The following is a 22,033-nucleotide window of genomic DNA, read 5'->3' as shown; positions in this document are numbered from 1 at the left end:
ATTTTTCAAGGATATATTCGGATAGCTTCACTTCTCAGCCTATGTTCTTTTTCTCGACATCCCATTCTACAAGAGGGATCAGCTTACTTTTAATTCTCTTTTCGATTCACTTTTCAGCATGGAGCCAAACTGCCGCTGTCAAAGGCACTATCAAAGATGCCGGAACAGGGGAAACGCTCCCTTACTGCAATGTATTCGTCAATAACACCACGATCTCGACTGTCACAGACATGGATGGCAATTACAGTCTTGAAGGATTGGAAGCAGGCCCTGTTGAATTGGGATTCTCGTTTATGGGCTATGAGGCCCAGACCAAATCTGTGACTTTGAATCCTGGCGGCACACTGACGGTCAACTTGAGCATGAAACCGCTTGAAACGGAGCTTTCTGATGTAGAGATCAAAGCCAAAAGGGACAAGTCCTGGGAAAGAGATTTAAGAAAATTTGAAAACCTCTTCCTTGGCAATGATGCCATCGCCGCCCAATCTGAAATCCTCAATCCGTGGGTAATTGACTTTCCGGAAGCCGAAGAAAAAGGGAGTTTCAAGGCAGAAGCTCAACTTCCAATCGAACTCGTCAACAACTATTTAGGCTATAAAATCACCTTTGACCTCAAAGAGTTTTTTGACACCCCTACCAACTATCGAATCGCAGGTGCCGCCCGCTTCGAAGAATTAAATCCTGAATCAGACTCGCAACGCAGCACTTGGGAGCAAAATAGAGCTGACACCTATCGTAAATCCCCTCAAAACATGTTTCGGGCGATGATTTCCGGTGACCATTTAAAAGAAGGGTTCTATCTCTATGGGGACAAGGCTGGCGGATCGCCTTCTATGAATATGCGCTCGGACATTTTTGCCAATGAGCTTGGGAGATCGGTAGTAGAATACAAACCTCAGGATCTTGTCACACCAGCAGATAAGTCAGGAGAATACCTGATCAATCTCAAAGGCAGAATCGAAATCCACTACCAAAAAGGTTACACCCAAGTAAACACCTACAAAGACGCCCCCTACCCGGTATCGTGGCTAGAGGTAAATAGTGGAAAAGTACGAGTCAAGGCAAACGGCTCCGTTCTCAACCCTCAGGATCTGGTATTTTCTGGTGATATGGATAGGAAAAGAATTTCTACACTCCTGCCATTGGATTATGATGCCGAGAAAGCGATCCAGCTACAAAATCTAGAACGAACTGCTCAGAATTTGCAAGAGAAAGTCTTTTTACACACAGACAAACCGTTTTACTATGCCGGAGACGAGGTGTTTTTCAAGGCCTTTCTCAACTATGGAAACCCGCTTCTTAACCAGGAGCTGAGTACCGTACTCTATGTAGAACTGATCAACGCCAACCGTGATTACATTATTGAAAAGAAATTCAAGATTTTTGACGGGGCAGTTGCGGGAAATTTCCACCTTCCCGACAGTCTTTCACAAGAAAATTACTTTTTAAGAGCTTACACCAATTGGAATCGAAACTATGGTCCTGAGCACCTCTACGTGCAGCCTCTTCAAGTGCTGGACTTATATACCCGAATTCAACCAACAGCATCTTCAGAATCCTCTTCACTCACTTCCGTCTACGCCGACCAAGTCAGCTACGAAGCACGCGAAAAAGTCACCCTAACGATATCAGCCAAAAATCAGGATCAAAAAGCGTTACAGACTATTCTATCTGTGTCGGTCCTGGATCAGACACAAGTACCTCTGATATCCTATCCAGTATCCATCGATAAACAGTTAACCTTGGATAAGATTTCAGACAAGGTCGACCTAAATCGCTTCGCCTATACCATCGAAAAAGGTATCACCCAAAAAGGAAAAACGGTGGATGAAAAAGGAAAAGGTGAAGAAGCCGAAATCACCATTTTCGTCAATGACTTTGAGGGAATGATTGACCTACAATCTGATAAGTCAGGAGAATTCATCCTCGAAGACATGGAGTTCTATGGACCTATGAAGCTGGCGATTCAAGCCATGGATAAAAAAGGAAAACCAGTCGCTTCTGTAGAGCTCACCGAGTCACTCAAAGCCCCAGTGGTCCTTCCTCCTAATCCTTCTTTTCCGAAAACATACAAGGTGGAAACATCAATCCGGCCTTTGGCACTAGTGCCTGACGACAATCCCAACGAAATGGAAGCCGAAGAGACCTCTCCAGACTCCCAATCTAAACAATCGATCTACGGGAGCCCTGACTATGTCGTCACCGGCGAAAAACTCATGGGAACCGGCAATACGGTAGACTTGGTCAATAGTCTAGCGGGAAATGTACCGGGAATGCGCGTCACAGTCGCTGGAGCATCCGGTCAGCAGCAGATACGCTTTAGAGGCTCCGGTTCTTTCTCTGGTTCACTCGAGCCTGTAGTCATGATCAATGGCTCCATCCGCCCTAGTACAGGCTCCACTACGGCTGCTGACAACCTACGAACTGTCAATCCCAACGATATAGATCGGGTAGAGATCGTGACCAGAACTGTCTCCATGCTGGGTGATCAAGGTGCAAACGGGGTGATCGCCGTCTATCTCAAAGAAGGTTCTTCTCCAGACAATCCACTTTCCAACACCCAAAGCATGAGTGTATTCACTCTGGAAGGATACCAGCCAGTTCAAAATTTCTACCAACTCGACTATGATCAGGAAGATGATCTAGAAGGTAAAGACTTGAGACAAACGTTATACTGGAACCCTACTCTAGTGACCGATGAGTCTGGCGAAGCTAGTATTTCCTTTTTCACCAACGACTCAGCAGGCCCGATGACGGTAGAGATCAGGGGACTTTCCGTTGACGGAAAGCCCGTTTCAGGTACTTTCACAATAAATCAAAAATAATCTCGTCCAGATTCCCTTATTTTGGATATGCGTATTACCCTCTTGGCTTTTCTCTTTCTGATCTGCGGATTTACGGCTTTCTCCCAAACCAGCATCGGTATCCGGGGTGGCTATACCACTAGCACCTATACCTATCGGCCAGCGGCCAATTCTAGGGGCGAAAAAGTTGAAAGCTTGGGTAATCCCACTTTTGCTCTGGTCATCGAGCACTTCAACTCCAAAAATGCCGGGATAGAAGCAAACTTCCAGTGGGTCACGATGGGTTTTGAACAGATACAAGAGGAAGTGGAGCCCACGGTATCCAATAGTACGGAGTTTAACTATCTCAAAATGCCATTGCTGGCTTCATTTTATGCCGGTAGATCCGGACGATTTCAGATCAAGGTAGGCCCCCATTTTGGATATTTGCTAAAGGCTACTGATGTGCGGCGGGAGTTCAGTGATGCGAGCCCAGTAGAAATCCCGACCTACGGTGGAGCTAGTGATGACCCAAAAAAATTCATGTATGGGCTGACAGCTGGAGCCGGTATTTCCAAGATTTTTGGAAAAAGCACGCTGGCAGGAGAGGTACGATTCTCTTATGATTTTTCAAATCCAGAGAGCCAAGACCGTATTTTTGACATGAACTCAACCGTACTGGAGTTTTCCTTAGCTTACTTATTCAAGATCAAAGATAAATAGGCTCAAAAGTTTGAAAGTGATAATTATCAAAGGATTACCTCTTTCCAGTTTTAAACTTTGTAAACTTTTCTAATCTCTTTGTCATATATTCTTCCATTAATCCGACTAAAGGATGTAAATGAATCGGACAGAGCTCGAACATATTCTCAAACAGTTTCATCGTGACGCCTATCTCTGGGCGAGGCAGTGCTGCCAGTTCGATGATGAGCTAGCCAAGGATATGCTACAGCAGTCTTATTTGAAAATTCTGGAAGGAAATGCCAAGCTAAAAAATCCGCAAAAGGCCAAAACATGGCTGTTCTCCATCATCCGGTACACCTGTATCGATGAGCTGCGGAAGTCTGGCAAAACAACCTCTCTGGACGAATCCTATGAACCTGTGGAGTTGGAGGAACATTTGGACTGCACAGACTATGAAGGCATCATCCGAAAGCTTCCAGAAATGCAAAAGGAGGTCATTCTAGCTGTGTTTTATCACCAAATGACAATCTCCGAAAGTGCAGAAATCCTACAAATCAGCGTAGGAACGGCCCGAACTCACTACGAGCGCGGTAAAAAGAAACTCAAAGAATTGATTCTCAAATCTCAACTGATCGAGCAAAATGGAAAATGACGAAATGCTCCAACGCTTTTTCTCAGACATGAAAAAACAGGATCAGGAGCTACCAGTACCACAATTTCCTGAGACACAAGTTAAATCCATCCATTGGTGGATCCCGACTGGCATCGCTGCTAGTTTGCTGCTGGGCTGCTTTTGGTTTATCAAGCTTTCCCAAGCACCTCAGGCTCCCTCGGAGGTGATCATCATCTCCTTGGAAACAAACGAGCAAAATGAGCAACAAATAACCATTGAGGAAAAAGCTTACATCGATACTTGGGAGCCGACTACCTCTTCCCTTTTGACTGATTTCTAAACCAACTTAACAATGAAAAACCTATTTCTAATCACCCTTTTTCTGCTTTCAAACCTAGCTTTGGGACAAATCGTAGTCAGCCCAAAGGTCGCCCAGGGGCAAGATATATTCAAAGAAAATCTCTACTCGGCTGACCGCATCATGGAGGCACGAAAAGAGCTCAAGTTGACAGATGCGCAGGCCGCCAAAATCAAAAAAATCCATGCAGACAATGCCGGTGAATTCTCTACACTGAAGTGGGATCTGGATGAGGCCAACAGCAAACTGAAACTAATGCTGGAGCAGACCAAAATAGATCAGACGGCAGTTTCCAAACAAATGGATGTCGTGCTAGAAATCGAAAATAAACTCAAAAAAAAGCAGCTAAACTCACTTGTCGCCATTAAAAACGAGCTCACCGCAGATCAGATCGACCAACTGGACAAGCCAGTCAAAGCGACAAGTGTCTACGGCTATGTGGCCAAGCCAAATACTGTAACAGGTGTCGGTTCTATCCGATCAGGGAGCACCGCAGTAGTCGGCTATCCTTCTTCCTCCTTCTATAGCTCTGGAGATGGACAAACTAAAGTGTATGTACAAGGCGCAAACTCCGACAAACAGCCATCATATTACGAGGTTTTGGAAAATGGGAAGCACAAAAAAATCGATCAGAAACAATTGAGCGAGATCAATCCAAAGGACATTGAAAGCATCTCTGTACTCAAAGACAAGTCTGCCACAGACCTCTTTGGGGAAGATGGAAAAAACGGGGTAATTCTGATCACTCTCAAGAAAAAGTAAATCCAGCTAAAATTAAAAAAGGAGACCACAATGGTCTCCTTTTTTGTTTTGCTCAATCCAAGAACTTCCAGCTAGCCTTATGGTTTTTATCCAGAGGTTTTCCTGTCACTTTGGCTCTGAGTATTTCTACAGGCATGGTGTTTTGCTGCATAATCAGATCGTGAAAGGCCTTCTCTTCCATTTTACCGCTTTCTACCATTTCTTGTCTGAGGGAGTAAAACTCCAAAGCTCCGATCATATAGGCAATTTGGTACAATGGACCATATCGACCTTCAAAAGAACGGCGAACTTCCGCCTCTGCATTGGCATATTCGTGCCCAACTTTATCCACCAATAGGTCAATACATTCCTGAGGACTCATCGTACCCAAGTGATAGCTCAAAGAGAAAATGATACGAGCACATCGGTGCATTCTCCAGAAAAGCATCCCTACTTTGTCTTTGGCATCTCTTGGAAAATCCCTGTCCCACAGCACAAATTCCCAATACAAAGCCCAGCCCTCAGTCCAAAAAGGAGTTCTGAACATTCTTCTGTGCGTATTGTAGCGCTGATTCATAAACTGCTGCAAATGGTGGCCTGGAATCAATTCGTGCTGCACAGTAGCTCTGGAAAAATGAGGATTATTACCACGCATAGACATCATCTTTTCCTCATGGCTCATCTCTGAGGTAGGGTAAGAAATCTGAATGACTTCGCCTCCCAAAAAGAAAGGACTTACTCGTTGTCTTTCGGCAGAAATCATGGTAGTTCTCCAAGTTTCCTTGGCCAAAGGCGGCACAGTGATCCAATCATTTTCTTCCATGATTCCTATTGCCTCTTCCCCAAGTCTGGCGACTTCTTCCGGCCAGGCTCCTGCAGGCAGGTATGTCTCTTTGACCATTTCCAAAGCAGCTTTCCAGTCATCCCCAAAGCCCAGTTCATTCGACGCTTTGAGCATTTCCTTCTCGCACCAGGCAAACTGCTTTTCTGCCTCTGCAATCAACTCCTCCGGACTATAAGCAATCATCTCAAAAGCCAGTTGATTCAGCAAGGCTTCGCGACCGATCGGCTTGCCGATAATCCCACTTCCATCATCTTTGACCGAATTGGTGTAGTGCTCACGCAATGCTTTGGCATAAGTCTTCATGCTTGCCTCGAGCTTTTTCCATGGCTCTGGCATCCACCAGGTGAATTCAGGATCATAGTCATAGTAAAATTCATAAGCTTCCTTTACTACTCCTGCCATGCTTTCGACTGACATGGCTGCCAGATCGGCTTTTTGCCAAGAAGTATACTTGCTTGTGGATGGGAGAGCGGCTAGCTGCTGGTCAATTTTTTTGGCCACCTCGTTCCAAGTAGCGGCAAGAGCTTTGGAGTCTGGCTCTTTGGCTCTTCTTCTAGCGACTACAAAATCATGAAGAGGTCCGCCAAATGCAACTACATTTTTCACCTCGTCAAAATCCCGCTTTTCAAGATTCAATTCAGCGAGCTGTGTCTCTAGATAGTTTCTGAACAACACATAATCGATCTTTCCATCTTCAGAAAAGGAATCATAATTATAGCTTTGCAATGCATCTAGATACTCTTGATTAAATGCTTGCATTCGCTGGAAGTATTCATCTGAGAGGCGATTGGTGTATAACCTAAACAAGGCTCCTCGATCAGCCTGATAAGTCTGGATCATAGTGACCAGCTCATTCGCCCAAGAAAATCCGAGCGTAAAACACAGCAAAAGTGTCAGGTATAATTTCTTCATAAGGTTGGTTAGTTAAAGAACAATTTGCAGGGATAAACTCCTGTTTTCTCTCCCAATCAGCCCATTTTTTGGGCACAATTGATAGAAATGATCTAGTTATAAAAAAAATATCACTTCCATCTACCCATTTGTAAAAATCCAAACATCACATGGGTACAAATAAAAAAAGAAGCCATTTCAACATGAAATGGCCTCTGTCCCAAATAACCTAAACCCAGCTACTATTTTTTCTTTCTCAAAAGGGCTACCAGTATGAGAATAAACACGGCTCCGCCGACTACCCATACCCATGGCTGTTCGTACCATTCAGGTTTGCCCAAATCTATATCGATATCCAATCCGCCATCTTGGGCGAAAATCTGTGAAGTGATCAGGAGTCCCAACAGAACTAATACCGTGATCTTGGATATTTTTTGATCTAAAATTTCTATCGCTTTCATCGTATGGTTGATTTTGATTATTTAAAGCGGATATTATAAGTCACGGCGACTCCGACAGCTTGTACATCCATCCCCGGATCAGATGTGAAGGCGTGATTGTAAAATCCGAAAATGTTCCAGTCATAATTGTGATAGCCGACCTGTGGTCTGATATAAGCCGCGCCACTTTCACTCATTCCCGAGCCTGTGTAAAAAGAATACCCAAGGTCAGTTCCTACAAATACCCCCGCTGGTTGAGGATAATATCTAAACATGGCTCCCAATGGAATCACACCAAAATCCTCCGCACCGGCTACATCAGATTTTTTGAAGTACTGCGTGTATCCTGATGCTACTCCCAATCCGAAATTGTCAGTTCTCATAAACTGCCCAGCTGCGTCCAGACCAAATGCAAAAGATGAATAATTGGAAATGTCGCCTACTGGCACGCCCATGTTGACGCCCAATTTCAGCCAAGAATTGTCTTCGTTGATCTCGTCCAATTCTCTTACATTTTGTTGTGAAAATGCACTCACCCCTACAAGGAGAAGAGCAAAAGTTGTGAGTAGTTTTTTCATAGTTTGTTAGAATGTTACTGATGCGTCTAAGGCCAATATTGATGCCTCAACGTCGCAGCAACGTTAACAAACCTTCACAAAAAATTAAATATCAGATACTTACAATACTAATTAGCTTAAAAAAGAAAAGATACACGCTACTGATATCTTGAGAAATACTGTCCCATTTGTGTAGAAAAAAAGTCACAATTCTCCGCTAATCAGCTTCAAGCACAAAGCCTTTTCTGAATTCCATCGGAGTTTTCCCAACAATACTTTTAAAATTCCTATTGAAATGGGAGAGGTTCTCGTACCCCACCTTAAAAGCAATCTCAGAAATATTCCACTCCGTCTCTTGGAGTAGCTTTTGAGCATCTGAGATGCGAAGCTGATTCACATATTGCGTAAATGTCTTCCGAGTCCTCAATTTGAAAAATCTGCAAAACGCCTCCTTGCTCATATGAGCGACACCTGCTACCTCATCCAAACTAAAGGCTCTGGATTTGTTTTCAAGTATAAATCGCAGGATCTGATCCATCCGGCTTCCATCCTTTTCCTTGAGCCCAATGAGCCCTTCGGTTTGATTGAGCGCTACTAGCTCACCCATCCCAGCCTCCAACTCTGCTAGCATTTCCATCCCTTTTTGAAATCGAAACAGCCCTGAAGCACCCTGAACCTCTTCAAAGAGCTGCTTGATTTTAGTCAGAGTAGCTCCTTGAAGCTGGTAGCAAGCTCCTTTCATTGCATGAAATTTTCGCAAAGCGGCCAGATCTTCTACTTCCCAAAAAGAATTTCCCATAGCCTGAAAATCAAAAAACAAGGTATCCCCGGCTATTTCCAAACCTGAGTTTTCTTCAAAATACTCCTCATCGCTTCTAAATACATGAGGCACATTTTCGCCCAAGAAGAATACATCTCCTGGCTCAAACCTCCCCATATAATCCCCACTCAAAAACTGTCCTCTCCCTGCCAAAATCACTGTCAACTGTAACTGTGGATGCTGATGCAGCTTGTCGTAAAAAAAACTCCCCCGGTCCTGCTGAAACCTAATAAATTCTTTTTGGGACTTGGGGATTTGAAATGCTATAATCTTTGACATAAATCAAAAGTAATAGTATTTTAAAACAAACACAGCCTATTGAATAAAATAAATATCAATATAGAATCAGTAAATATTAATTCTGTGAAAGACAGTGAGATGGTGGACAGCTACATTTGAAATAAAAAAAATCACTATGAACTGGAAAGGCGTATTCCCTGCTGTCACGACCAAGTTCCATGCAGATGGGACTTTGGACATGGACCTATTTTTCAAAAATATAGATTTTCAATTAGAGTCTGGTGTTCACGGAATTATTTTGGGAGGCACTTTGGGCGAAAGCTCTGTACTTTCTCAAGAAGAGAAAATTACTTTGACGAAAGAGACTGTAGACTATGTAGCCGGAAAAGTCCCAGTCATTTTAAATATCGCGGAAGGAGCCACACAAGACGCTCTATTCTGGGCAGAAAAGGCCAAAGAATTAGGTGCTTCTGGACTGATGATCCTTCCTCCTATGCGCTATGCTGCGGATGCCCGGGAAGTAGTGGCTTATTTCAAAACCGTCGCCAACAGCACTGATCTTCCGATCATGATCTACAATAATCCCGTGGACTACAAGACGCTAGTGACCATCGATATGTTTGCGGAGTTGGCTGAGTGCGACAACATTCAGGCGATCAAAGAATCCACCCGAGATATATCCAATGTAACTCGAATGATCAACAGATTCGGAGACAGATTCCAATTATTGTGCGGTGTGGATACCTTGGCAATGGAAGAGCTCCTCATGGGCGCTGTAGGATGGGTTGCAGGATTGGTTTGCGCCTTCCCCAAAGAAACCGTAACCATCTTTAACCTTGTCAATGAAGGGAAAATCGAAGAAGCGAGAGAAATCTACCGATGGTTCCTTCCCCTATTGGAGCTGGACATCCATCCTAAGCTCGTACAATACATCAAGCTGGCCGAGCAACACTGCGGCATCGGGTCTGAGCACGTGAGAGCTCCGAGACTTCCGCTGATAGGAGAAGAGAGGGAACGAATTGAGAAAATCATCGCAGACGGCATTGCCAAAAGACCAGCTTTGTAAAAGCCTCTTTACATGGCATCTGTCTTGCATCATTTTCTTACCTTGAATTCTTTCTATTAAAAATCAAAAGACTTATGATAGACGACATTTTCGCAGCATCCTCAGCTGCTTTTATCCAATACAAGAATATCCCTGCTTCGACAAAAGCGGATTTTCTGGAAAAAATAGCCGAAATACTAGAAGCCAACCGTCCGACTATCGTCCCTTTGGCGGTAGAGGAGTCCAATCTACCCGAAGGCCGAATCAACGGAGAACTGGGACGTACTACAGGTCAAGTCAAACTATTTGCCTCTATGGTCAGAGATGGCAGCTGGCTAGAAGCAACCATTGATCCTGGAGATTCTCATCGGGAGCCACTTCCTAAAGCTGACATCAGACGAATGCTGATTCCAGTAGGGCCCGTGGTCGTCTTTGGAGCGAGTAATTTCCCATTGGCATTTTCTACCGCAGGCGGAGACACGATTTCGGCTCTTGCTGCTGGCTGTCCGGTCATTTACAAAGGACACCCTGCCCATCCCAAAACCTCAAAACTGGTGGCGGAATGCATCAACCAAGCCGTGGTGGAATCCAAGCTTCCAGATGGCGTCTTCATTCACGTAGAAGGAGGTATAGAAGTAGGACAAGCGCTGGTCAAGCATCCTGCGGCTAAGGCAGTGGCATTTACGGGTTCTTTTGCCGGAGGCAAAGCGCTGTACGATTTGGCAGCTAATAGAGATGAGCCTATTCCTGTCTATGCCGAGATGGGCTCAGTCAATCCTGTCTTTACTTTTCCGGAAAAGCTGGAAAACGAATTGGTTCCACTTGCACAGTCCTATGTCAGTTCATTGACTTTGGGAGCGGGGCAGTTCTGCACCAACCCCGGGCTGATCTTTGTACCCAAGGCATTTGAAATTCCTTTTGAAGCAGCTGTAGCAGATGCAATCAAAGATCTCGCTGGCTCACCTATGCTCCACCCTGGCATTGCCAAGGCCTACTATGAGTCCATCTCTTATTACCAAACCAGAAATGAACTCAAGTGGATCAAGGTAGCCGGTCCGCAACATGAAATCCATGGTAGCCCTGCCATTGCATCTATCTCAGCTGCTGACTGGCTCAGCGATGATGCTTTCCAACAAGAAGTCTTTGGTGCTTTTGCCTTGATGGTAGTCTATGACTCACCAAATGAACTGATGGAGGTTGCCAAAAAACTCCATGGACAGCTGACTATCACCCTCTGGGGAGATATCGCAGAACTGAAGCTCCATGCTGCCCTGATCAATCTTCTCGAGGAAAAATGTGGAAGACTGCTATTTCATGGAGTACCTACAGGGGTGGAAGTAGGCTACGCCATGCAGCACGGAGGCCCATACCCTTCGACTACTGATTCGAGAACCACCTCCGTAGGCTCTGGTGCTATCAAACGCTTTGCAAGGCCGATCGCATTTCAGGATATGCCACAGGAACTGCTTCCGGATGCATTGAAAAATGAGAACCCGCTGAAAATTGTTCGTCAGGTCAATGGGAAGTTTACAGTAGAGAAAATCAAGTGATTTAAAATTTAGGATGTGAGAGACCGTCAATCGATAGTCGATTCCGGTTTCTCACTTTTATATCCTATCCATCATCAAGTCCACGTTCCCCTTATTTCAATTTTGAATTAATTCATGTCAACAAGGCACACTTTCTCCTGCATCGATGCCCATACCTGTGGCAATCCCGTGCGGGTGGTTTCTGGCGGAGTTCCATTTCTCAAAGGCTCCAACATGCTGGAAAAACGGCAGTATTTTCAGGAAAATCTGGACTGGATCCGGACGGGATTAATGTTCGAGCCAAGAGGTCACGATATGATGTCCGGCTCCATGCTTTTCCCTCCCCACAATTCTGAAAATGATGTAGCAGTGCTCTTCATCGAAACCAGCGGATGTCTGGCGATGTGTGGTCATGGGACTATCGGTACGGTGACGATCGCGATCGAGGAAGGTTTGATTTTTCCCAAAACTCCCGGACATCTTCGGCTAGAGACCCCTGCAGGATTGGTGTTGGTCGAGTACAAGCAAGAAGGTAAAAAAGTGAAATCCGTAAAGCTCACCAATGTCAAAAGCTTTTTGGCAGCGGAAGCTCTGGAAATTGAATCCGAAGAACTCGGAAAACTTACGGTCGATGTGGCCTATGGGGGCAACTTCTACTGCATTGTGGATCCTCAGCAAAATTTCCCTGGCTTGGAGCATTTCAAAGCGGAGCAATTGATCTCCATGGCCCGCTCTCTGCGTAAAAAGATGAATGAGCGCTATGACTTTGTCCATCCTGAGCATACCCAGATTCGGGGGCTTTCCCATATCCTATGGACAGGCAAGACATTAAACCCCACAAGTACAGCCAGAAATGCTGTCTTCTACGGAGACAAAGCGATCGATCGATCTCCATGTGGCACTGGTACTTCGGCGCGACTTGCACAGTGGTATGCCAAGGGACTTCTAAAACCCGGTGAGGACTTTGTGCATGAAAGCTTCATCGGCTCCAAATTCATCGGACGAATCGAAGAAGAAACTGAAATAAACGGCCAGCCAGCCATCATTCCCAGCATAGAAGGCTGGGCCAAAGTTTACGGATATAACACCATCATCCTGGACGATGACGATCCCTATGTCCATGGATTCCAAGTCATCTAAATTGTACAAAGTACGATGTACCAAGTACAAAGTCATTTTGACACACCTTGGTACGTTGTACATTGTACTTGGTACAAAAATATGAAACCAACCCTCATCATCGGCGGCGGAATAGTGGGACTTTTCTCTGCTTATTTTCTTCAAAAAGAAGGAATAGAAGTGCAGGTCATCGACAAAGGAGACATGCAGCAAAATTGTTCTACAGGCAATGCGGGCATGATCGTGCCGAGCCATATCATACCGCTGGCCGCTCCAGGGATGATCAGCAAGGGAATTTCCTGGATGTTTTCTTCCAAAAGCCCCTTTTATATTCAGCCCAGACTGGACGCCAAGCTGCTCAGCTGGTGCCTGCAATTTTATCGAGCAGCAACTCCGGCTCATGTGGAGCGAAGTATTCCTTTCCTAAAAAACCTAAGCTTACTCAGTAAGTCGCTTTATCAGGAACTAAGAGATGAGCACCCTGAGTCCCAACTTGCCCTAGCCGAAAAAGGCTTGATGATGATCTATCAGACAGAATCGATAGAAAAAGAAGAGACGGAGTTTGCGCACATTGCACGGAAACATGGCTTAGAAGCTGACATTCTTTCTCCTGAAGATATTCGAGCAATAGAGCCAAATTTGGAAGTACGAGCAAGAGGTGCCGTACGATTTCCGGGAGATGCTCATTTGGATCCGGGAAAGCTGTACTCGTTTCTTAAAACATACTTACTCGAAAAAGGAGTCAAATTCCTACCACAAACAGCTGTAACTGGTTTTGAAAAAAACGGAAATCATATCAGCGCGGTACTCACCGATCAAGGGAAGATTCCTGCCGAGAAAATCATATTGTGCGGCGGATCTTGGTCTGGTGAATTGGCAAAAATGCTCCAGTTCAACCTACCTATGATGGGAGGAAAAGGCTATTCATTTCTTCAGGAAAACAAACCAGAAATCCAGCAAGCAGCGATACTCACAGAGCAGAAAGTAGCTGTAAGCCCTTACGGATCCCAGATTCGATTTGGCGGAACGATGGAAATAGCCGGAACCAACGAAAAAATCAACCTCAATCGGGTCAAGGGTATTTTTGAATCAATCAATCGCTACTACCCTTCATTTGAGTCTAAATTTCCGGAGGAAAACAAAATCTGGAAGGGTCTCCGTCCCTGTTCACCAGATGGACTACCTTACCTGGGTTTCGCACCTACCTACTCTAATGTACTGGTAAATACAGGGCATTCTATGATGGGAGTAAGTCTGGCACCGGCTTCCGGCAAACTCATCGCCGAGCTACACCAACAAAAAGACTCCAGTTTGGAAATAGCAGGATTCGAACCAGGCAGATATCATTCATATAAGTAAAAGGCGCTTTATTGAATTTTTATTTCAAAAGAAAAAGGAAAGCTTCTACCTTTAAAAGACACCCTAATTCTTGACACCATGAAAGATTCAATGAATAAGCATCTCGGCATGTTGATCTTACGCTTAGGATCAGCCGGAATGATGCTGACACACGGCATCCCTAAAATAAATCGACTCTTTGCAGATGAAGTAAAGTTTGCAGACCCTTTTGGCTTGGGCCCCACTATTTCCTTAGCATTGGCTGTGTTTGCTGAAGTTGTCTGCTCGGCCTTACTCATTTTGGGCCTCAAAACCAGACTAGCCACAATTCCACTCATGATCACCATGCTGACAGCGGCATTTGTAGCACATGCAGCAGATCCTTTTGGAAGGAAGGAGCTTCCTCTACTCTATTTCACAGTCTTTTTGGTTCTCCTGATAGTAGGTGGAGGGAAATATTCACTAGACGCTTTTTGGAAGAAAAAAACGAGTCTACTCTAAGATTAGATAAAAGAACAGCCCTAGTGTATGCTAGGGCTGTTTTTAGTCTTAGTCGTTTATGAAACCAATCTGCTTCCATTCTCCGTCGATCGGATCGTTTGGTTGAGGAGCACCAGGTGTGCTTCTTCCCTCCTGGATGTACTTGCTCAGCAATTCTTTTAGCGAAGCTACCTTCTCCGGATTCTCAGCTTGTAGGTTCTTGGTTTCGCCAGGATCGGAGGCTAAATTATACAGTTGCACATCTGGAAGACCTTCCTCATCTGAAGTATTTGGTTTGGGTGAGCTCCAGCCACCAGACCCCTTGGCCATGATCAACTTCCAATCTCCTTGACGGATAGCAAAGCTTCCATTGATCGAATGAAAGACGGTCGCCTCCCGAAAAGTCTCAACTGGCTCAGCTGAGTCAAATAAACTCATTAGGCTATAGCTATCTTCTGCTTCGTTATCCTTTAGTGAATACCCGACAAAATCCGCAACCGTAGCCATCACATCCGTCAAACTAATGGTGTGCTCTCTCTCAGTACCCGCTTGGATTTGAGCTGGCCACTTGGCTATAAATGGAACTCTATGCCCTCCTTCGTAGATATCAGCCTTGTGTCCTCTGTAGATATAGCTGGAAAAGTGTCCTGCTGCCTGCATTACATCCAGCCCTGCTGCCGGAGATCCACCATTGTCACTGGTGAAGATGATCAGTGTATTTTCTTCGATCCCGGCTTCTTTTACAGCTGCGGACAATTGCCCCATGTAATCATCTATCATCATCATAAAGTCAGCAAATGGAGCTACTCCACTTTTGCCCTGCCACTCAGCTGGAGGGAGAATTGGCGTATGAGGAGACGGCAAAGCCAAATACAAAAAGAAGGGCTGATCAGTAGCAGCTTTTTCATGAATGAAAGAAATAGATTTTTTAAAAAAATGGGGAGTCACTTCTTCATGATCAAAATCAGGAGCAGTCGGGCCTTCTCTCCACCAAGAATATTTACCTTTGTTCACAGTGACAGTATCTGGAATAGCTGTCGCCTTTCCATTCTCTACATAGACATATGGTGCCATATCCAGAGATCCCGAATGGCCATAAGCATAGTCAAAGCCCAGATCATTGGGAGTATGCGTGACTGGTTTGCCGAAATCCAACTGGTCGAAATCCCTAGCATCCCAACCTTCACCTCGCAGGGAATCACCATCTACAAGGCCCCAATTCCAGCCCAAATGCCACTTTCCGATAAAAGCAGTCTGGTATCCTGCACTTTTCATCACATCAGCAATGGTAGTTCGCTCATCTTCTATCAAGGCTTCAGATTTCCCAGTAAGCACTCCTGACTTCAGTCTGCTACGCCAGTTGTACCGGCCGGTGAGTAGTCCATATCTCGTGGGAGTACAGACCGCCGATGGAGTATGAGCATCTGTGAAACGCATGCCTTCCGAGGCTAACTGATCGATATGCGGTGTTGGGATTTTGCTATCGGGATTAAAGGCTCCAATATCTCCATATCCGAGATCATCAGCCAAAACAATAATCACATTGGTTTTCTCACTCTTGTTTGTGTTTTGTTCCGGTTGGCAAGATGCCAAGAAGCCAAAAGCTAAAAGAGCAAAAATAAATTTGGATAGGGTTTGATTCATAAGTCAACAATTCAGGAAGCTAATCTAGTCCTTTCGCCCTAGTTAATCAAACGAAAATGAATAATCCATTACGCAAGCCAATCTCCGAGTTTTGACTGAGTTGGATTGAAAAAAACAAAAAACCACAACCCTTGCGAGCTGTGGTTTCGAAGATAGGTCTATTGTAATTAGTATCAGCCAAGCGCATTAGCACCTGCCACGATTTCCAAAATCTCATTGGTAATCGCCGCTTGACGAGTTCTATTGTACATCAATCTCAATTCTTTCAACAATTCTCCGGCGTTTTCAGTCGCCTTATCCATCGCTGTCATACGAGCACCATGTTCGGAAGCATTGCTTTCCAAAACGGCCTTGTAAAACTGGATTTTCAAAGAAGTAGGAACCAGCTCCTCGATGATATAGGTTCTGGAAGGCTCCATGATATAGTCAGTCTCTGCTGTTTTCTCCACCTCAGCGGCTTCATCTTTTGCCATAGGCAAAAACTGCTCGGTACGGATGATCTGAGTCGCTACGTTTTTGAATTCATTGAATACCAAAACTACCTGATCAAAATCTCCTGCAAGGAAGCCTTTCATCGCAAATTCGGATGCGGCCTTCACATTGTCAAAAGAGACGTCAGAGAATACCTGGTAGAAATCATTGATCACTGCAAACTCACGCTTTTTGAAGGTTTCGTAAGCTTTTCTACCAAGAGGCAAAATGGTAATTTCTTTACCTGCAAACTGCTTGGTGATCGCGGCGTTGGTAGCCTTGATTACATTGGTATTGAAAGCACCACAAAGGCCTTTGTCAGAAGTAACAGGTACGATCAATACCTTCTTCACATCACGCTTTTCAGCAAAAACAATGTCAGCAGCGCCTTCAGATGCAGCGGATACATTGTTCAGGATATTGGTCAACTTCTGAGAGTAAGGACGCATCTGAACGATTTTGTCCTGAGCTCTTCTGAGTTTCGCAGCGGATACCATTTTCATTGCTTTGGTAATCTGCTGTGTAGAGACTACCGAATTGATCCGTTCCTTTACTTCCTTGAGGTTAGCCATTCGTGCTTGATTGTAATCAGATATCTAAAATCCGGAGGCTTTCACCTCCGGAGGGTTTGATTTAGTTTGCGTATTTAGGAGCTAGTTCAGCGGCAGCTTTTTTCAAAACTTCACCTGCTCCGTCGATATTTCCTTTCAGGATCAACTCCAATGCATCTGGATAAGAAGTATCCAACAAGGTGTAGAATTCCTTCTCAAATGCTCTTGCCTTTTCTACAGGTACAGTATCCATCAAGCCTCTAGTAGAAGCGTAGATGATTGCTACCTGATGCGCTACAGATACTGGAGAGTACTGAGGCTGCTTCAAGATCTCTTGGTTTCTTCTACCTCTTTCGATGGTACGCTTGGTAGTAGCATCTAGGTCAGAACCGAACTTGGCAAATGCTTCCAATTCACGGAACTGAGCCTGATCCAACTTCAAAGTACCAGCTACTTTCTTCATAGATTTGATCTGCGCGTTACCACCTACACGAGATACGGAGATACCTACGTTGATCGCTGGACGGATACCTGAGTTAAACAAGTTTGTTTCCAAGAAGATCTGACCATCAGTAATGGAGATTACGTTAGTCGGGATATAAGCAGAAACGTCACCAGCTTGAGTTTCAATGATAGGAAGAGCGGTCAAAGAACCTCCACCTTTCACCAATGGTTTTAGAGACTCTGGAAGGTCATTCATCTGCTGAGCGATCTCATCAGACTTGTTGATTTTCGCAGCTCTTTCTAGCAATCTGGAGTGAAGGTAGAATACGTCACCTGGATATGCTTCACGTCCCGGAGGTCTTTTCAATAGAAGAGAAACTTCACGGTAAGCAACAGCTTGCTTGGAAAGATCATCATAAACTACCAAAGCAGGACGTCCGGTATCACGGAAGAACTCACCGATAGCTGCACCAGTAAATGGAGCAAAGAACTGCATAGGAGCAGGTTCAGAAGCAGCTGCAGAAACAACTACTGTATATGGAAGGGCACCGCCTTTTTCCAAAGCTGCTACCACACCGGCAACAGTGGAAGCTTTCTGGCCTACAGCAACGTAGATACAGAATACAGGCTCACCTTTGTCATAGAATTCTTTTTGGTTCAAGATGGTATCGATCACTACCGCAGTCTTTCCAGTCTGACGGTCACCGATGACCAATTCTCTTTGTCCTCTACCGATTGGAATCATGGCATCGATAGACTTGATACCCGTTTGAAGAGGCTCGGTTACAGGTTGTCTGTAGATTACACCTGGTGCTTTACGCTCCAAAGGCATTTCGTACAAATCACCAGCGATAGGGCCTTTACCGTCGATCGGGTTACCCAAGGTATCCACTACACGACCCAACATGCCCTCACCTACTTGGATGGAAGCAATTCTTTTGGTACGTTTTACAGTATCACCTTCTTTGATCTCTTTGGAGTCACCGAACAATACAGCACCTACGTTGTCTTCTTCCAAGTTCAGTACCATTGCTTTCAGACCATTGTCAAATTCCAGCAATTCACCTGACTGAGCCTTAGAAAGTCCATAGATACGAGCTACACCGTCCCCTACTTGGAGGACTGTACCCACTTCTTCGAGTTCGGCCTCTGTTCTGGCACCTGAGAGTTGCTCTCTCAAAATCGCCGAAACTTCATCTGGTCTTACTTCTGCCATGATATATGTTGATTAATGCTTTTAAGATTAGATTTTACTTTCGTAATGGTTTTGGCTAAACTGATTCTTCAATTCTCTCAGTTTGCTACTCAATGACTCATCCAACTGACGGTCATTTACTTTCAGAACAAATCCACCGATCAAAGCCGGATTGATTTTTTCTACCAATTGTACAGACTCTTTTCCGGAGATTTCCTTCACGATTTTGACAAATTCAGCTTTCAGCTTTTCGTCAATCGGGAATGTCGTTGTCACTTCTGCTACCTGGATAGACTTATGCTCATTGTACAGACTTTCGAATTGCTTCGCGACATCCAATAGGACATCTTCTCTGTTTTTGCGGGAGATGATTTCAAAAAACTTGATGGTCAACTCTTCTGCTTTTTCCCCATACAATGCTTTCAGAATGCTCAATTTCTTTTCAGAATTGACCACCGGGTTGTTCAGAAGCAAGTTCAGCTCACGATGCCCTTTGGCCATAGCGGTGAGTTTCTGAAAATCCGCATGTACTTCCTCCAGCTTGCCATTTTCTATGGCTAGTTCCAAAATGGCCTTCGCATATCTGGATGCTACTCTGTAGTTTGACATGTGCTGGGATTAATTAAGCTTCAAGTCGTTTACAAACCCGTCTACCAATTCCTTCTGGGCTTTGTCGTCTGACAGGTTCTTTTTCAACAATTTCTCTGTTACTTCCAAAGTCAAAGTAGCCACTTGAGTTTTCACTTCAGCAAGCGCAGCTTTTTTCTCTGTTTCGATCACAGCTTTGGCATTGGCGATCATTTGAGCACCTTGCTTTCCAGCTTCATCCTTCGCTTCTTCGATCATTTTAGCAGAAGCTTCCTGAGCTTTCTTCAGGATATTGTCTCTTTCTAGTCTTGCCTCAGCCAACAACTTCTCGTTCTCAGCTTTCAAGTTTGCCATTTCACTGCGAGCTTGCTCGGCAGATTTCAATGCATTGTCAATACTTGCTTCACGCTCTTCTAATGCGCCCAACATAGGCTTCCAAGCGAACTTGATCAAGATAAACAACAAGGCCAAGAAGCCAAACAATTGCCAGAAAATCAGGCCAGAACTAGGTAATATCAGATCCATGATGTAGTGTGTATAATTTCGATTTTGTTCAATAAGAAGGGATTGGCCTAGCGCCAATCCCTATTCTTTTGTTCTTAGAAGGTAAGACCACCTGCATTCAATGCAATAAGTAGACAAACTACTACTGCAAACAGGGAAACCACCTCGATCAACGCAGCGATGATCAACATAGCGGTTTGTACCTTACCAGCAGCCTCTGGCTGACGGGCAATAGATTCCATTGCCTGGCCACCGATACGACCGATTCCAAGTCCTGCGCCAATCGCAACAATACCTGCACCGATACCAGCACCCATTAGAGCCAATCCAGCAGACAACAAGATAGAAGTTAACATAACGTTAGATTTATAAATTGAACAAAGAAATTTAAATTAATGATGATCGTCATGCGCATGCTCAGCCACAGCCCCACCGATATACATCGCTGTAAATAGTGTGAAGACATAAGCCTGAATAGTCGCTACGAGCAATTCGATCATATTGATAAAGGTCACCATGATGGTACTCACTACCCCGATGGCATAGGACTCAAAGATGAACACCAATGCAATAAAGGCAAGTATCACGATGTGCCCAGCCGTGATCGCTACAAAAAGACGAACCATCAAGGCAAAAGGCTTAGTGAAAAGACCTATAAACTCAACCACTACAATAATAGGAAGCAATGGAGCCGGCACACCCGGAGTCGCAAATACGTGCTTCCAATAATCCTTATTCCCATTGACATTGACCAAAACAAATGTCAACATCGCCAAGGTAAATGTCACTGCAATGTTCCCGGTCAGGTTAGCCGCACCAGGCATCAAGCCTAGCAGGTTTCCTACCCAGATAAACAAAAACAAAGTGATCAGATAAGGAACGAATTTTTTGTATTTCGGCCCGATCGCTGTTTTGGCAATCTCATCACGAATAAAAATCACAATCGGCTCTACCAAAGCAGCAGCTCCTTTAGGCGCCACAGCCCCGTGCTTTTTGTAATGTCCAGCTGCAGAAAGCGCCAGATAAAGCACCAACGCAATCACAATGAACATCATGGCCACGTTTTTGGTAATAGAGAAGTCTGTAATAGAACCCCCATCTACTCTTCCCAAATGCTCATGGGAGTCGATGTAGATACCATTGTGAGCATTCTCCTCACCGAAAAGATGGGTCTCATGGTTTTGGAAATCAGAAGACATGTAAAACTCCAATCCTCTATCCGATGCGTAGGTAATCACCGGCAAAGGCAAAGTGACATGAGTATGTCCAATGTTGAAAAAATGCCATTCATGCGAATCCTTTACGTGGTGCATGATAAATCCCGTAGGGTCTTCCCCACCTTCTTCAGTCTCTGCTCCTGCTGCAAATGCCGCATTGGAGAAATTCAGCAAAAATGCTGAAAGTAAAAGACTTAGGGCCAGAATTTTACGCGTCATCAAGTCGTTTTTTTGAGGGCTACTTCGAAATCGGGCGCAAGTTAGCTATAAAGGTGTAGATATCAAAAACCAGATATAACAAAAAAAGCACAAAGAAATCTGAGATAAACAGAATAATATTCTCCATTCCGCCCCAAACCTGTATGCCAATAAATACAAAAGAGCCTATTATTCTGAGAATCATTGCCAAAAGAGATATTTGAAAGAAATTTTCAGCGCTTTTCTTCAGCAGAAAACTTGTCATCAAATTGATCAAAAAGAATAAAATCACTAGAAAAATATAAATCTCCCAAATCTGAGAATGGATCACTTGAGGCAAAACTTGCTGAAATAAGAGGATCAATCCCGCCAGAAAAGCTGACAAAATTGTGAATTTCAAATGGGTGCCTTTGCTAGAAGCCATGTTGATTTTTTTTTTTGCAAAGGTAGGCTTTTATGTCATTTTCACCTATCCTGCTTCATCGATACCCACAATTGGTAAAAGGCCAAAACCACCGAAAGGAAAGAAAACACTAAGATCCACACCGGAAATTTCATCTCACTTTGCTGCTGAATCCACCATCCCAGCCATGTCCCAAGCCCGATCACACCAAACAACTGAAAGGATAGGCCCATGTATTTGGCCCAAGTGGGAATTTGTCTTTTAGGTTGATTTTCGCTTTTTGCCATAGAAATCAAGTTTACTTTGCTTAGCAAACTAGTAGCTAAAAAAATGCCG

The 22,033-nt window shown here is 44.4% G+C and carries 22 protein-coding genes; 10 read left to right on the top strand and 12 right to left on the bottom strand.

From position 1 onward, the window contains the following. The first annotated feature begins 41 nt into the window (after window positions 1-41). The 5 genes from G460_RS0109390 to G460_RS0109370 all read left to right on the top strand — a co-directional run bounded on the left by G460_RS0109390 (window position 42) and on the right by G460_RS0109370 (window position 5,200). A complete protein-coding gene (locus tag G460_RS0109390) occupies window positions 42-2,825 on the top strand; it encodes a TonB-dependent receptor (RefSeq protein WP_051315994.1) in 2,784 nt (927 codons plus the stop codon). A 27-nt stretch (window positions 2,826-2,852) separates the two neighbouring features. Next, window positions 2,853-3,506 (top strand): porin family protein, encoded by a 654-nt coding sequence (locus G460_RS0109385; protein WP_026955117.1) that lies wholly within the window; start codon window positions 2,853-2,855, stop codon window positions 3,504-3,506. A 118-nt stretch (window positions 3,507-3,624) separates the two neighbouring features. Next, on the top strand, window positions 3,625-4,119 hold the full coding sequence (locus G460_RS0109380) for an RNA polymerase sigma factor (RefSeq protein ID WP_026955116.1): 495 nt from the start codon (window positions 3,625-3,627) through the stop codon (window positions 4,117-4,119). Further along, on the top strand, window positions 4,109-4,420 hold the full coding sequence (locus tag G460_RS0109375; protein WP_026955115.1) for a hypothetical protein: 312 nt from the start codon (window positions 4,109-4,111) through the stop codon (window positions 4,418-4,420). The genes G460_RS0109380 and G460_RS0109375 overlap by 11 nt, the downstream gene beginning before the upstream one ends. A 12-nt stretch (window positions 4,421-4,432) precedes the next feature. Beyond that, on the top strand, window positions 4,433-5,200 hold the full coding sequence (locus G460_RS0109370; RefSeq protein WP_026955114.1) for a TonB-dependent receptor plug domain-containing protein: 768 nt from the start codon (window positions 4,433-4,435) through the stop codon (window positions 5,198-5,200). 52 nt (window positions 5,201-5,252) lie between these two features. Here the strand turns inward: G460_RS0109370 and G460_RS0109365 are convergent, their stop codons facing one another. The 4 genes from G460_RS0109365 to G460_RS0109350 form a co-directional block, all read right to left on the bottom strand. After that, a complete protein-coding gene (locus G460_RS0109365) occupies window positions 5,253-6,935 on the bottom strand; it encodes a DUF885 family protein (protein ID WP_026955113.1) in 1,683 nt (560 codons plus the stop codon). 221 nt (window positions 6,936-7,156) lie between these two features. Next, window positions 7,157-7,375, bottom strand: coding sequence for a hypothetical protein (locus G460_RS0109360; protein WP_026955112.1), 219 nt, complete (start codon window positions 7,373-7,375; stop codon window positions 7,157-7,159). A gap of 17 nt (window positions 7,376-7,392) precedes the next feature. Next, on the bottom strand, window positions 7,393-7,932 hold the full coding sequence (locus G460_RS0109355; protein WP_026955111.1) for a hypothetical protein: 540 nt from the start codon (window positions 7,930-7,932) through the stop codon (window positions 7,393-7,395). Window positions 7,933-8,128: 196 nt separating this feature from the next. Beyond that, window positions 8,129-9,010 carry an AraC family transcriptional regulator gene (locus tag G460_RS0109350; protein WP_026955110.1) on the bottom strand — a complete coding sequence of 294 codons (882 nt, stop codon included), beginning with the start codon at window positions 9,008-9,010 and terminating at the stop codon, window positions 8,129-8,131. A gap of 136 nt (window positions 9,011-9,146) precedes the next feature. Between G460_RS0109350 and G460_RS0109345 the strand changes: the two genes are divergently transcribed. From G460_RS0109345 to G460_RS0109325, 5 genes are all read left to right on the top strand, one after another. Beyond that, entirely contained in the window at window positions 9,147-10,037 is an 891-nt protein-coding gene (locus G460_RS0109345) for a dihydrodipicolinate synthase family protein (protein WP_026955109.1), read from the top strand. Between the two features lie 74 nt (window positions 10,038-10,111). Further along, window positions 10,112-11,566, top strand: coding sequence for an aldehyde dehydrogenase (NADP(+)) (locus tag G460_RS0109340; RefSeq protein ID WP_026955108.1), 1,455 nt, complete (start codon window positions 10,112-10,114; stop codon window positions 11,564-11,566). A 114-nt stretch (window positions 11,567-11,680) separates the two neighbouring features. Continuing rightward, entirely contained in the window at window positions 11,681-12,685 is a 1,005-nt protein-coding gene (locus tag G460_RS0109335) for a 4-hydroxyproline epimerase (RefSeq protein WP_026955107.1), read from the top strand. Between the two features lie 81 nt (window positions 12,686-12,766). Beyond that, complete coding sequence (locus G460_RS0109330) at window positions 12,767-14,023, top strand: NAD(P)/FAD-dependent oxidoreductase (protein ID WP_026955106.1); 1,257 nt, start codon at window positions 12,767-12,769, stop codon at window positions 14,021-14,023. A 78-nt stretch (window positions 14,024-14,101) separates the two neighbouring features. Next, window positions 14,102-14,503: a DoxX family protein gene (locus G460_RS0109325; RefSeq protein WP_026955105.1), complete on the top strand. Its 402-nt coding sequence runs from the start codon at window positions 14,102-14,104 to the stop codon at window positions 14,501-14,503. Window positions 14,504-14,551: 48 nt separating this feature from the next. Here the strand turns inward: G460_RS0109325 and G460_RS0109320 are convergent, their stop codons facing one another. The 8 genes from G460_RS0109320 to G460_RS0109280 form a co-directional block, all read right to left on the bottom strand. Continuing rightward, window positions 14,552-16,126: a sulfatase family protein gene (locus G460_RS0109320; RefSeq protein ID WP_026955104.1), complete on the bottom strand. Its 1,575-nt coding sequence runs from the start codon at window positions 16,124-16,126 to the stop codon at window positions 14,552-14,554. 173 nt (window positions 16,127-16,299) lie between these two features. Further along, complete coding sequence (atpG, locus tag G460_RS0109315; RefSeq protein WP_026955103.1) at window positions 16,300-17,169, bottom strand: ATP synthase F1 subunit gamma; 870 nt, start codon at window positions 17,167-17,169, stop codon at window positions 16,300-16,302. A gap of 61 nt (window positions 17,170-17,230) precedes the next feature. After that, window positions 17,231-18,808 carry a F0F1 ATP synthase subunit alpha gene (gene atpA, locus G460_RS0109310; protein ID WP_026955102.1) on the bottom strand — a complete coding sequence of 526 codons (1,578 nt, stop codon included), beginning with the start codon at window positions 18,806-18,808 and terminating at the stop codon, window positions 17,231-17,233. A 27-nt stretch (window positions 18,809-18,835) separates the two neighbouring features. Then, window positions 18,836-19,396, bottom strand: coding sequence for an ATP synthase F1 subunit delta (atpH, locus tag G460_RS0109305; RefSeq protein WP_026955101.1), 561 nt, complete (start codon window positions 19,394-19,396; stop codon window positions 18,836-18,838). A 9-nt stretch (window positions 19,397-19,405) separates the two neighbouring features. Continuing rightward, on the bottom strand, window positions 19,406-19,900 hold the full coding sequence (locus tag G460_RS0109300) for a F0F1 ATP synthase subunit B (RefSeq protein ID WP_026955100.1): 495 nt from the start codon (window positions 19,898-19,900) through the stop codon (window positions 19,406-19,408). 74 nt (window positions 19,901-19,974) lie between these two features. After that, window positions 19,975-20,235, bottom strand: coding sequence for an ATP synthase F0 subunit C (gene atpE / locus G460_RS0109295; RefSeq protein WP_026955099.1), 261 nt, complete (start codon window positions 20,233-20,235; stop codon window positions 19,975-19,977). A 36-nt stretch (window positions 20,236-20,271) separates the two neighbouring features. After that, window positions 20,272-21,315 carry a F0F1 ATP synthase subunit A gene (atpB, locus tag G460_RS0109290; protein WP_026955098.1) on the bottom strand — a complete coding sequence of 348 codons (1,044 nt, stop codon included), beginning with the start codon at window positions 21,313-21,315 and terminating at the stop codon, window positions 20,272-20,274. A gap of 444 nt (window positions 21,316-21,759) precedes the next feature. Next, window positions 21,760-21,984, bottom strand: a complete 225-nt coding sequence (locus tag G460_RS0109280) for an AtpZ/AtpI family protein (RefSeq protein ID WP_026955096.1) — start codon at window positions 21,982-21,984, stop codon at window positions 21,760-21,762. Window positions 21,985-22,033 lie beyond the last annotated feature (49 nt).

It is taken from the genome of Algoriphagus vanfongensis DSM 17529 (assembly GCF_000429465.1).
GTDB lineage: Bacteria > Bacteroidota > Bacteroidia > Cytophagales > Cyclobacteriaceae > Algoriphagus > Algoriphagus vanfongensis.
Note: the sequence above shows the minus strand (reverse complement) of the source record. Positions and strands in the feature narration are given on the sequence as shown.